General features: G+C 38.0%; 11 protein-coding genes. 8 read left to right on the forward strand and 3 right to left on the reverse strand.

Annotated elements, in window-relative coordinates:
• Window positions 1–254 precede the first annotated feature (254 nt).
• The gene (locus J2Z40_RS19120) at window positions 255–1,730 is read right to left on the reverse strand and encodes a flavin monoamine oxidase family protein (protein WP_066400215.1); all 1,476 of its coding nucleotides are present in this window, start codon (window positions 1,728–1,730) and stop codon (window positions 255–257) included.
• Window positions 1,731–1,899: 169 nt separating this feature from the next.
• Here J2Z40_RS19120 and J2Z40_RS19125 point away from each other — a divergent pair, with 169 nt between their 5' ends.
• From J2Z40_RS19125 to J2Z40_RS19160, 8 genes are all read left to right on the forward strand, one after another.
• The gene (locus tag J2Z40_RS19125; protein ID WP_066400217.1) at window positions 1,900–2,370 is read left to right on the forward strand and encodes a MarR family winged helix-turn-helix transcriptional regulator; all 471 of its coding nucleotides are present in this window, start codon (window positions 1,900–1,902) and stop codon (window positions 2,368–2,370) included.
• A 1-nt stretch (window position 2,371) separates the two neighbouring features.
• Window positions 2,372–4,096, forward strand: coding sequence for an ABC transporter ATP-binding protein (locus J2Z40_RS19130; RefSeq protein WP_066400219.1), 1,725 nt, complete (start codon window positions 2,372–2,374; stop codon window positions 4,094–4,096).
• Window positions 4,093–5,949 carry an ABC transporter ATP-binding protein gene (locus J2Z40_RS19135; RefSeq protein ID WP_066400222.1) on the forward strand — a complete coding sequence of 619 codons (1,857 nt, stop codon included), beginning with the start codon at window positions 4,093–4,095 and terminating at the stop codon, window positions 5,947–5,949. Before J2Z40_RS19130 ends, J2Z40_RS19135 begins: the two co-directional genes overlap by 4 nt.
• A gap of 633 nt (window positions 5,950–6,582) precedes the next feature.
• Entirely contained in the window at window positions 6,583–6,960 is a 378-nt protein-coding gene (locus J2Z40_RS19140) for a GntR family transcriptional regulator (protein WP_066400803.1), read from the forward strand.
• On the forward strand, window positions 6,957–7,859 hold the full coding sequence (locus J2Z40_RS19145) for an ATP-binding cassette domain-containing protein (protein ID WP_066400225.1): 903 nt from the start codon (window positions 6,957–6,959) through the stop codon (window positions 7,857–7,859). The genes J2Z40_RS19140 and J2Z40_RS19145 overlap by 4 nt, the downstream gene beginning before the upstream one ends.
• A complete protein-coding gene (locus J2Z40_RS19150; protein WP_157087895.1) occupies window positions 7,837–8,580 on the forward strand; it encodes a hypothetical protein in 744 nt (247 codons plus the stop codon). Before J2Z40_RS19145 ends, J2Z40_RS19150 begins: the two co-directional genes overlap by 23 nt.
• Window positions 8,577–9,272, forward strand: a complete 696-nt coding sequence (locus J2Z40_RS19155) for a hypothetical protein (RefSeq protein ID WP_066400229.1) — start codon at window positions 8,577–8,579, stop codon at window positions 9,270–9,272. Before J2Z40_RS19150 ends, J2Z40_RS19155 begins: the two co-directional genes overlap by 4 nt.
• Window positions 9,273–9,344: 72 nt before the next feature.
• The gene (locus J2Z40_RS19160) at window positions 9,345–9,650 is read left to right on the forward strand and encodes an ArsR/SmtB family transcription factor (protein ID WP_066400231.1); all 306 of its coding nucleotides are present in this window, start codon (window positions 9,345–9,347) and stop codon (window positions 9,648–9,650) included.
• Here the strand turns inward: J2Z40_RS19160 and J2Z40_RS19165 are convergent.
• Window positions 9,647–10,582 carry a cation diffusion facilitator family transporter gene (locus J2Z40_RS19165; protein ID WP_066400233.1) on the reverse strand — a complete coding sequence of 312 codons (936 nt, stop codon included), beginning with the start codon at window positions 10,580–10,582 and terminating at the stop codon, window positions 9,647–9,649. The genes J2Z40_RS19160 and J2Z40_RS19165 overlap by 4 nt on opposite strands.
• 130 nt (window positions 10,583–10,712) lie before the next feature.
• Entirely contained in the window at window positions 10,713–12,566 is a 1,854-nt protein-coding gene (locus J2Z40_RS19170) for an LTA synthase family protein (protein WP_066400236.1), read from the reverse strand.
• Between the last annotated feature and the right edge of the window lie 382 nt (window positions 12,567–12,948).

Consider the following 12,948-nt stretch of genomic DNA (forward strand, 5'->3'; position numbering starts at 1 on the left):
GAACGCGGAAAAAGTCCATCATCAAGGATCTGATGGACAAAAGCGTGTGAGGGAATGTGGAAAAAGTCCATCATCAAGGTTCTGATGGACAAAAGTGTGTGAGGGAACGAAGAAAAAGTCTATCATAAAAGATTTAAATGCATAAAGTTGGTAAGGTTTCACTTGTTGGAGAACACTTAGTAAGTCCGTAAGTGAAATCTTCCATTTGCTGCAATTAGGATTGTCACAAGAAGTTTATGCTATTCTAAGCGGTTTCATACTAGCCCATTCACTTCATATGCTGCACGTATGCCAGATTCAACCGCTCCCTCAATCCATCCATGAAAGGAGGAAGTGTGTTCACCAGCAAAGTGAAGCCTTCCTTCAGGCTGATGAATGGCATCACCAAAATCATCAATTTGACCTGGAGTAAACAAAGTAAAGCACCCTGCAGAGAATGGATTTTTACTCCAATTAAAGGAAATCCCCTGTAAATACTCTTGATAAACAATATTCCCATAAACCTTTGCCAAATCCTTGAGTGTGTAATAAATAATGTTTCTCTTAGACAAGCTATTCCACAGCATGGTATCATGGCCCCAGCTATAGCTAGCGAGTAGGATACTAGGTCCATGTTTTCCGATCCCATGACTTGGTATATAACTAAACCGTGTCGGAAGATCAGATATGGCATTTCCTACCTTGAGCCTTTCCCAAAACGGGCTTTTGAACTCGATGGCAATTTTAACAGAAGTTACATTTTGAAGGGAACGGATTGCTTGCCACTTTTTAAAGGAGATTGAATCGTAAGGAATTACATCAATAAACTGAAAGGCGGTATAAGGAATAGTGGTTACGGCATAATCGCCAGAAAAGGAATGGGATTCTCCGGTTAGTTGATTTCTCGTCTGAAGGAGAATGCTATCATCACTTTGAATGATTCTTTCTACCTTTTGACCATAATAAATATCACTGTGAAGCTCTGGCAGGAATGATAGAGGGATCTTGTCATTTCCTCCACGAATTTCATAAAACTCAATATCCGCATTAAAAATGGGAAAAATGATATCAGTTAAGATACCAACGAAGGATAATTCTTCAAAGCCTTCAATACCAAGCAGTACACTGATCATTCGAATTGCATTAGTAGATAGAGGAGGTCCAAGTGGATTGTATTTTAAGAAGTCTTGCATCGAATACCTGCTATATTCCTTTAATAATTCCTCTTGTTGTTCGGGTGTACTATAATTATAAAGATCTATAAAGGGGCGAACGGCTGTTAAAAATAGTTCGGTAGCTGTTTTTCCTTTTTCCCACTCATGGACTGGAAATCCTAGGATATCAGGGTTTTGCTCATACTGTTCACGTGTAGTTCGAACATTATTAACAAAAATTAAATCGTTTGGAGCAGAATTGATAAACCTATTTGTACGGAGTTTGAAGCGGCGAATATATTCAAAGATGAGTAAATGGGTATTTGGAATTCTCATAGCTCCTAAATCTACGTAATTCCCTTGTGTAAAAGGCTGTCTTAAAGTAAAAACTCTTCCACCTAAACGGGTATTTCCTTCTATGATGGTGACCTTATGTCCAGCACGCTTCAATAAAGAGGCTGCTACTAATCCAGCCATTCCGGCACCTGCAATTAAGACTTTCTTTGGCGCTGTTCCACGTTTTAGCCCGTTTCTAATAATAGAAAGCATATCATCAGGGTACTTCAGTGAAGATGAATTTGTGGGGACTCTGTTCATATCCTCACCTCCTAATTTTCAAATTATGAAAATAAGAAGCAAGTTATGCTCAACTGTCTTATTTCAGATAAATAAATTGACAGGATAAACAAAAAAATGTTAATTTATACTTCTGATTCAAACTGTTCAAAAGTGAACTGTTTAAAAATGAAGGAATGGTGAAACTAAAATGGTGAATGAAAGTGAAAAATTAATTCGTTCAACACAATTATTGCGCTCCTTTTGGAGTATACAGAAGAATATTGTTAGGTTCGTGCAGAAAACAGCGGTAGAAAATGGTTTATCTGTTCCGCAATATACGGTTTTGATGACGATCATTCTCCAAAAGGAGATGACACAAAAGCAAGTAGGGGAGCAAACCTTTCTGCCAAAGAGTACATTGAGCCAGGCGGTGGATGGCCTCGTTCGCTTAGGGTTACTAAACCGGCAGCAATTGGAGAGCAATCGAAGAGAGATGCAGCTTTCAATTACAGAAAAGGGTGAAGCTTTTTTAAAAAAGATGCACTTACAGGATGGCGGCATTCATCATTTATTCCAATCTGCTATGGAGCCGCTCACAGATAAGCAATATGAAGATTTACTTGAATCCCATTTGATTCTTTCTACTTATTTAGAATCCCAAGCTAGGGAGGGAATGTGAATTGATAAAATTATTAAGGCATTTATCTGTTTATAAATGGCTAATTGCAGCTGTTTTGGGACTTGTCTTTATTCAATCGATGTCCGAACTTTTTTTACCTACACTTATGGCGGACATTGTTGATAATGGGGTTGTTTTAGGAGATACACCTTATATTTGGAAAATTGGTGGATGGATGCTGCTCGTTTCAGCGCTTGGAGCGATTGCCTCTGTTGTTGCAAGCTATTATTCATCTAAAGCAGCAATGGGGCTAGGAAGGGATATCCGCCGGAAGGTCTTTAATCATGTTGAAAAATTTTCACTCCAAGAATTTGATGAAATAGGTACAGCATCGTTAATTACACGGACTACGAATGATATTACGCAAGTTCAGCAAGTCGTGGTCATGATGCTTCGTATGGTTGTTAGTGCACCAATTATGTTAGTCGGTGGGATTATTATGGCTGTTTCGAAGGATGCGAAATTATCACTTGTAATGGTTTTTACTATGCCAGTATTAATTGGATCGATTCTCCTTATTTTTTATAAAGGGATGCCTCTTTTTCAAACAGTGCAAAAACGGCTTGATCGTTTAAACCTTGTTTTACGAGAAAATTTAACAGGAATCCGGGTCATACGTGCATTTAATCGTGAACCAGAAGAAAAAGTACGCCTTACACAAGCAAATATGGAACTGACAGATGTCTCGATTAAAGTGAATAAAGTCATGGCGTTCATGATGCCTGTCATGATGCTTGTGATGAATTTGACGGTCGTTGCGATTATTTGGTTTGGTGGAATTCGCATCGATAATGGAGCCATGCAAATTGGTGACTTAATGGCGTTTATCCAATATGTCATGCAGATTATGTTTGCACTTGTCATGGCATCTATGATGTTTGTTATGATTCCAAGAGCTGCTGTTTCAGCGAAAAGAATTAATGAAGTGCTTAATATGAAACCATCCTTCCTTGATGAAGGAACACTTAAGGCAGATCGTGAACAAGGAATGCTAGAATTTGAGCATGTGACCTTTAGTTATCCAGGAGCTGAAGAACCAGCACTTGTCGATATTAGCTTTAAAGCAAAAAAAGGTGAAGTGACTGCTATTATCGGAGGAACAGGCTCAGGAAAATCGACACTTGTGAATTTGATTCCCCGTTTTTATGAAGCATCGAGCGGAGTTATTCGAGTGAATGGTGTGGACATTAAAGAAGCTGCTCAAAGCGAAGTTCGTTCAAAAATTGGTTTCGTTCCACAAAAATCGATGCTCTTTACGGGGACGATTGCTGAGAATATTCGCTTTGGCAAACAAGATGCTACACAGGATGAAATGGAGCATGCCGCTCGAATTGCACAAGCCGAGGATTTTATTAGTCAAATGAAAGATGGTTTTGAGGCTGAAATTGAACAAGGCGGCTCTAATTTATCAGGTGGACAAAAGCAAAGATTATCGATTGCAAGAGCCCTTGTCCGAAAACCAGATTTATATATTTTTGATGATAGTTTTTCTGCACTTGATTTCAAGACAGATGCTAAGCTCCGTAAAGCGCTGAAAGAAGAAACGACTCATGCAACCATGCTTATTGTTGCCCAGCGTGTTAGTACGGTTGTGGATGCTGATCGAATTATTGTATTAGAAAATGGCCGTATTGCAGGTATGGGAACACATGAGGAGTTACTAGAGACGAATGAAGTATACCGTGAAATTGCCCTTTCACAGCTTTCAGAGGAGGAAATCGCATGAGTAAGAAGAAAAAACCTCAAGAGAGTCAACAGACGGATCAAGGTCCAGGTGGAAGCAGTATGATGATGGGGCAAAAAGCAAAAGACTTTAAGGGTACACTGAAGAGACTTTTGGTTTATTTGAAGCCTCGTAAGTATCAGTTGCTTGCTGTTTTCATTGCAGCTATTTTGAGTACAGTCTTTATGATTGTAGGCCCAAAAATTATGGGAACAGCGATTACAGAGCTATTTGAAGGTGCATATGGAAAGCTCCAAGGTACTCAAGGAGCTGAGATTGACTTTGCTAAAATTGGCCAGATTCTACTTATTCTAGCTGGACTATATGTATTTAGTAGTTTATTTAGCTATTTACAGCAGTATATTATGTCAAGTGTTGCTCAAAAAACAGTGTATGATCTTCGTGAGGATATAAATGTAAAGCTCGAGAAGCTGCCTCTTAAATATTTTGATGGCCGCTCTAACGGAGAAACACTTAGCCGTGTAACAAATGACATTGATACGATTGGCAGTACACTTCAGCAAAGCTTGACACAGTTCATTACATCGATTGTTACGATCGTTGGGATCATCATTATGATGCTTTCAATCAGTCCAATTCTTACATTAATTGCAATTATTAGTTTACCGATTTCTATATTTGCCATTGGGCCGATTTTGAAAAGATCGCAAAAACACTTTGCCGATCAGCAGCGAACGCTTGGACAATTAAATGGGCATATAGAAGAAATGTATACTGGTCACCAAGTTGTGAAAGTATTTGGACATGAGAAAAAAGCTGTGGCCCAATTTGATGCGGTGAACGAAGAATTATATGAGGCGGGGAGCAAAGCTCAGTTCATATCAGGTATTATTATGCCGATTATGTTTTTTATTGGTAATTTAAGCTATGTGGTTATCAGTGTTGTTGGAGGGATTTTGGTTACACAGCGAGCGATAACAATAGGTGATATTCAAGCATTTATCACATACTCCAAGCAGTTTACACAGCCTATTACACAAACAGCTAACATCGCAAATATTATCCAGTCAACTGTTGCGGCGGCTGAGCGTGTATTTGAACTTCTGGATGAAGAAGAAGAAAAGAGTGAAGTGACGGAAGAGCAATTAACACGTGCCCAAGGAGCTGTCACTTTTGAACATGTGGACTTTGGCTATAGTGAAGAATTGCTGATTAAAGATATGAACATTCATGTGACGCCTGGGCAGACCGTAGCAATTGTCGGGCCAACTGGGGCAGGTAAAACGACAATGATTAATCTTTTAATGCGATTTTACGAACTCAATGGCGGAAAGATTATGATTGATGGTCTTGATACTAGGAATATGTCGAGAAGGGATCTTAGAAAAAGCTTTGGGATGGTACTTCAGGATACGTGGCTATTTAATGGAACAATTAAAGAAAATATTGCTTATGGAAAAGATGGCGCAACAGATGAAGCGGTTTTTGCTGCAGCACGAGCGGCCCATGCAGATCATTTCATTCGTACACTGCCAGATGGCTATGAAACGATTTTAAATGAAGAGGCATCCAACATCTCTCAAGGACAAAGGCAGCTTCTGACGATCGCACGAGCAATTCTTGCAGATCCGCCAATTATGATATTGGATGAGGCGACTTCAAGTGTGGACACAAGAACAGAAGTCTTTATTCAGCAAGCCATGAAGCGATTGTTAGAAGGACGAACTAGTTTTGTTATTGCTCACCGTCTCTCAACGATCAAGGATGCAGATTTAATCCTTGTAATGGATCAAGGAAAAGTAATTGAACAAGGCACACATGAGACGCTATTAGCAGCGAAAGGTTTCTACGCAGATCTTTATAACAGCCAGTTCTCGGAAAAAGCAGTAGGGTAAGAAGGTAAGCGCTCAGTTAAGAGGTGGAAAAATAAAAAGAATAATTGTTTCAGCAAGCGAATAAGCATATAAATTCGCTTGCTTCTTTTTATTGTTAGAATAAGAATTTACTTTCAAAAATAGCAATAGGGTTAGATTAGGTTACAACAAGTAGGCAATAGATATTTATTAAAAGCATTGTCAAAAGCAGTGCCAATGGTGTAATCAATTATCTAGCGAAGAGATGGAAAGTTGCTGATGCCCTTAACTAGGATCAAGAAAATCCGCACTTAGCAGTTGGGAGTTCAGGTTGATCATCCGAGTAGATAAATAGACGGAAAAACTCCGCCTATTTCGTGATTATGAATAAAAAATACCTAAATAAGCGGAAAAACTCCGCCTATTGACTAGAAAAATTCAAATATGAGGGATTTTTTAGAGAAATAAGCTTCATTCTACATTTAACCGGAAAAACTCCGCTTATTTGCTTTTTCCTCCATACCTCACCCATTATTAAGCTCTTTATAGCAGATTAACACTCAAAAAAAGCCCCAGCAAATTGACCTAATTTATATCGTTTGTTTGAATAATTTAGTTATTTATTATATACTACATTACAACAGTAATGCACTATGTGGAAAGGAGGCGGCAACCATTCTTAATACAGATGGAACGAAGCCTATTTATGTGCAAATTGCGGAATGGATAGAAACGGAAATTATGAATGGCCATTTCGAAAGTGACCAAAAGGTGTACTCTCAATACCAGTTAGCAGAAATGTATACGATTAATCCGGCAACAGCCGCTAAAGGTCTAAACTTACTTGTTGATGAAAATATCCTGTATAAGAAGCGGGGGCTTGGCATGTTTGTATCAACGAATGCGAAAGAAATGATTATAAATAAGCGAAAGAACCAGACGTTGAAGCGGTTGGTGCATGAAATTGTATTGGAAGCCAATCGTTTGCAGATGAGCGACAGGGAATTAATTGACATGATTAAAGCTGTGCAAATAGAGGAGGGTGAGCGATGAAGGTGATTGAATGCAATAATCTAACGAAAACATACTTGAGAAAGAATGTATTAAATCAGCTTTCTTTTACGATTGAGGAGAACAAGATCACGGGATTAATTGGCCGCAATGGGGTAGGGAAAACGACATTATTGAAAATTCTTGCTGGTTTTATTAAAGAAACGTCTGGAGAGGTGAAAGTGTTTTCTGAGTACCCCTTCAACAACTTGAATGTCTCCGCAAACTTGATCTTTGTAGATGACCAAATGAGCTTCCCTCCTGCATTGCAGTTATATGAATTATTAGAAGTGGCAAAGAGTTTCTACCCGAATTGGGATATGGAATTGGCGAAGCGCTTGTTTGATTATTTCGGATTTGATCCAAAGCATTATCATCACCGACTTTCGAAAGGGAAGACGAGTACGTTTAATATGATTGTCGGCTTAGCAGCTCGCTGTCCATTAACGATATTTGATGAACCGACCACTGGCATGGATGCAGCAGTTAGAAAGGATTTCTATCGTGCGTTGCTTAAGGACTATCTAGCCTTCCCACGCACAATGATTCTATCTAGCCATCACTTGGACGAAATTGATGATTTACTAGAAGATGTCCTGCTGATAAAGGATGGAAAGAAACATCTGCATTTACCAATGGAGGAGCTCAAGGAATGGGCGATTGCTTTAAAAGGAAGAGCAGAAATCGTTAATGAGTGGACAGGAAACAGGGAAATCCTATACGAAAATCTGATCGGAAAAGATACGATGTATACAGTCGTGAAAAATGACTTTAATGAAACGTTGCGCCAAAAGGCTAGTCTTGCAGGCTTAGAAATAAGCTCAGTTCCTGTCAGTGACCTATGTGTTTACTTAACAAGTGAATCGAAAGGAGGAATTGATGATGTCTTTAACAACCGTTAATTTGCTGAACAATATTAAAAAACTGTATCTTTTCAAGCTTAAAGCCAATATTGATTCATTCAGTTCACTTATTGGCATTCAATTACTTGCATTGCTCTTTTCACTTGGCGGAGTCACTACCATTGGATCTTTTTCTTCTAATCTTCACATTGATATTAAATATTACTCAGCTGATTTAGTGATTGTGTTTACTATGATATGGAGCTTCGTTACTGCGATTACAATTACAACAAAGCCTTATCGCAATCATGATTTTTCATTTGTGACAAACCGACTAACGAGCAGTGTGGCAAATATTTTATTCTTATTTACTGCAAGCATGCTCGGTGGAATTACTGCAATGCTTTCAGGTAACTTGCTGAAAATAGCGATAACTTTATTGTTAGATGAGCCGCTTTACCTTATACATGGAGGAGTAGGAGAAATAGCTATTGGAGCAGTTGCGGCTATCCTTTATATTTTTGGAATAAGTGCAATTGGCTATTTTATTGGGGCACTTGTTCAAGTCAGTAAACTATTTATCTTGTTGCTGCCTATTCTTCTGATCGGTTCTCTCTATTTTGATGGCATGCTGCAAAGGGATCCAATCATTACTGATTTCTTTAAATTTTTTCTTTTTGAAGCATCATTTTTGATTTTTATTGTAAAGGCGCTTTTAACAAGCGTTCTCTTCTTCCTAGCATCGATAGTTATTTTAAATCGGATGGAGGTTAGGCGATGAATATTCTGGCATTTTTACCGATCATACTGATGCTAATTGTGTTAGCACTGCTCGTTACACTAAGTATCGTACTGAAAAAGTTTGTCACGATAAAAATCACGCATTGGCTACTTTTTATTTATGTAGGTGTTTTGCTTCTTTCAGGTGTTGTTGGCGGGCTTTTTATAAATGATCAATTAAGCAACAAGGAAAAAGTAAATAAAAAAGTAATAGAACAATCGGAGGATTTCCTATACGAAGCCCTTCAAGAAGGAAAGTTGGAAGAACTTCAGGCGAATTATTTAGTAAGTGAACAACACTATACGAACTATCAAAATAATTCATTGAAAATTGAGAGCACGAGCAGCTTTAGCCCTTCTGTATATATTGAAAAAAAGACTACTGATGATGGAGAAATCGAAGCATATCTCTTGGACAAACGTTTATTTATCGATGGGATAGACTTTACAGATAAATTAGGAGCATCGTTTCAATATGAAATTATAAATGAAACGTTGACGATACACCCACCGATGGAAAGACAGATTAAAATATCATTGATTAAAAAGGAATTTCCAATTAATCAGTTTGCTAAAGTAAAAGCAGAAGCAGGCACTATACAGGATGGGATGTCAGTCCTTTATCTACGTCTTCCAAAGAGCCTTGAAGTAATCGAAGGTACAGACATTTATCTGAATTACGTGGGGGAATAAATGAGAAAAATCATGGGTTTTAACACGCCATGATTTTTCTCTTGTTATAATGAAAGAAGGAGGTTGATTCATTTGAAAAAGGATCATAAAGAACTAGACGAAGAGACGCTTTTTATCGTTTCCCAAACATTTAAAGCATTATCAGACCCAACGAGGATACGAATTTTGCATTTATTATTTGATGGGGAGCATTCAGTAAATGACATCGCCGAGCACCTTTCTTTACTGCAATCAACAGTTTCTCACCAGCTTCGATTTTTGAAAAATTTACGCTTAGTTAAATTTAGAAGAGAAGGAACATCGTTATTCTATTCCTGTGATGATGAGCATGTCATGGACATATTAAAACAGACGATTGAGCATGCAAATCATCATTAATTACAGCTTCCATGATGATTTGGACAGCCATGCTCAAGCTTTTCAACCTGTATCGTACTATGATCAATACCGAAATCATCATGAAGAATGGATTGAGCTTGATGAAGAATCGTATCATGAATCCCGTCTTCTTTCATCGCAATATGGCAGCTTAGCATCGGCATACCTGAAGTGATCGACCAAATATGCATGTCATGAACGTCACTAACAGCAGGAATGTTCAGAAGTGCTGACTTCACCTGCTCCAATTCAAGATGTGCGGGTGTTCCTTCCATTAAAATATGGAAAGATTCTTTCGTTACTCGTACACCACTAATAATGATAAGAACGGCAACGATTACACTGGCAATAGGGTCAGCAATTCCCCAGCCAAAGAAAATCATTAATAAAGCAGCAATAATTGCCCCTACTGATCCAAGCATATCACCAATGACATGAAGGAAGGCACTGCGAACATTTAAGTTATCATCCTTGTCTCCACGCATTAAAATCCAAGCTGCAAGGATATTCACGAGCAATCCAATTGTTGAAATGATGAGCATTCCGCCACTCAGTACTTCAGGTGGATTCCAAAAACGATGATAGGCCTCATAAAAAATATAAAGAGAAATCACGATAAGCGTAATCCCGTTTAATGCGGCCGCAATAATTTCAAATCGTTTATATCCAAATGTTTTGGAAGCGGATGCTTTTCTCTCACCAAGCTTGATCGCGAACAAGCTCAAACCTAAAGCGGCAGCATCACTAAGCATATGACCAGCGTCTGATAGCAAGGCCAAGCTGTTGGTTAAAATCCCTCCAATCACTTCTACAATCATGAAAGTGGCGATCAGTATGAATGATAGAAATAACGCTTTCTTATTATTTGAATTTCCATGGGAGTGAGAGTGTCCATGCCCATGTGAATGTCCATGATGATGGCTCAAGTCCATCCCTCCTTTTATATATGAGTATGTGCTCATATATATTATGTTATATAGTTACAAAAAGTTCAAGGGAAAAAAGAAAAAGAAGGCACATTTTTATTTGTGCCTTCCTTTAGTGTAGTTCATCGTAAATAGATTAATCCCTCTTACTCATTTCTTTTCGAATATAATCAGAATACTGTAAGACTTGCAAAGTGTTTTCAATATTCTTTTGCATATTTTGTGTGTTCTTCGTCTTCTTCATCGTTTCTCGATTATACAATAATGCGGGCAGCTTCGCACTTGGTGCTGTGTACAATGTGTTATTACTAATAAACGATCCCCCAGGCATATAGTAGCGCATGCCAAGTAGGTTCTTTTCATATTGAAAAAGATTATGACCAATCATTTGCCTGTCATGCTCCATGCCAAGTAAATTCAATAGAGTGGGCATGAGGTCAATTTGACCGCCAAGCTGGGAATAGGTTTCCCCATTGAAAATACCTGGCGCATTGAATAGAACAGGGACAACGAAACGGTCATGTAAATTGTAATCATGGCCGAGTATTTCCTTTAATAATTCATAGTCATGGTCTGTTACAGGCGCACCATGCAATCCTGAATGATCTCCATAAATGAGAATGATAGAATCATCATAAATGCCCATTTCTTTCAATGATTGAATGAAATCGCCAATTTGCTCATCCGTATATCGGACAGACTGAAGATAGTTTCCTACATATGTATCTTTATAGGAATCAGGCAAATCAAGATATTCATATTCATCCGGCATATCGAAGGGCGTGTGACTTGTGATTGTAATAATATTTGAATACATGAGCGAATGGTCTTTCAATTGATTTGGAAGCTGTTCCTCTACAAAACGAAACAATACTTCGTCAGCTGGCCCGAAGCCAATTTCCTTCTCATTCGGAATTTCCTCATTTGTATATACATAATCAAATCCAAGCGCTGGGTATAGTTTGTCACGGCTCCAGTACGTAATATCATCCGCATGATACGTTGCTGTCCCATAACCATTCCGCTCTAACGTACGTACAAGAGATGGGATGTCACCTTCATCAATGACATTCACTGTTGGGTCCATGCCTTCTGGATAAAGAGAAGTATGCATAAGCCATTCGGCATCTGACGTATTTCCAGCCCCAATTTGCTGATAGACATTATTAAAATAAGCACTATCTTTCAGTAATTTATTTAAATTGGGTGTAATCTCTTGGCCATTAATCGTTTGATTAATCGTAAATTCCTGCAATGACTCTACTTGAATCGTGAAGACGTGGCGATTTTTGGCAATTCCAAATGTTTCATGCTCGCTAGGAGGGACAAAGACATTTCCTTTTAATTCAGCAATTTCTTCATCTGTTAACTGCTCATCCTTGGCAAAAGCAGTACCGAAACCCCGCTCATAAAACTGAACAAATTGGGACTGGATATAGCCATGCTTTTTAGCAAAATAAGAAACGTCTACTAATGGATAGAAGAAGGCAATTGCTGTTGTGATAAGTCCAATGCAGCTAAATGCAATGGCTGATTTTTTTGCTAATTGAAAAGTGATTTGTTTTTTTGTTCCCGTGAAATACCAAATGAGCGGCAGGATCAACACAACGTCTAGCAAGAATAAAAAATCATATGGTGTGCCAAGAAGCGCAACAGTGCCACCAACAGAATTGGATTGATATATTTGTTTGACATCATAATAAGAAGGGACCGTCGAAAAATATCTTGTGTAATACAGAATGACAATAAATAGTGTTGACATGACTAGACTGAAAAGCCAAATAGTTAGCCAGTTCCTCTTTTTAAAAAGAAGTAAAAGTCCTGCAAGGATAATGGCCCACATTGGAAATTCAATGAATAGGACATGAAGCAACGATGTATTATCAAAAATGATGATTTGAAAAGCTGTGATTTTGATGAACAAAACAAACATAATGAGTGTGTAGGGATGGAAAATATATTCCTTCCATTTTATATTTCTTAATATCATACAAATAGCTCCTCTAACCGATGATTTCCACATTTAATCTAACAATTTTCTTTCGTCCATGCAAATAAAAAATTATTTGCAGTAAGTCTATTCAATAGGTAGGACGTAAATGATAAGGCAAAAGATTCGAATATCAGAATTTTTTTTGTCAAAGGATTCTTATATAAGACAATAATCTTATAAACAAGTAGCCATAATTAAAAATTAATCTGTTTTATTACCTTATCTGCTTCTATTTAAACACTGCCCATCTATTTAGGATCGGATGGTTTTCATTTAAGAGAACGTGGATAGGCTACACTTAGTTGGACAGAATTTTTAAGGTCAAGTAGACTACAGATAACATATTTGAGGAGAATCTACATGGCCAAAAGAGAACGTC

The organism is Cytobacillus eiseniae (genome assembly GCF_017874625.1).
GTDB lineage: Bacteria > Bacillota > Bacilli > Bacillales > Cytobacillaceae > Cytobacillus > Cytobacillus eiseniae.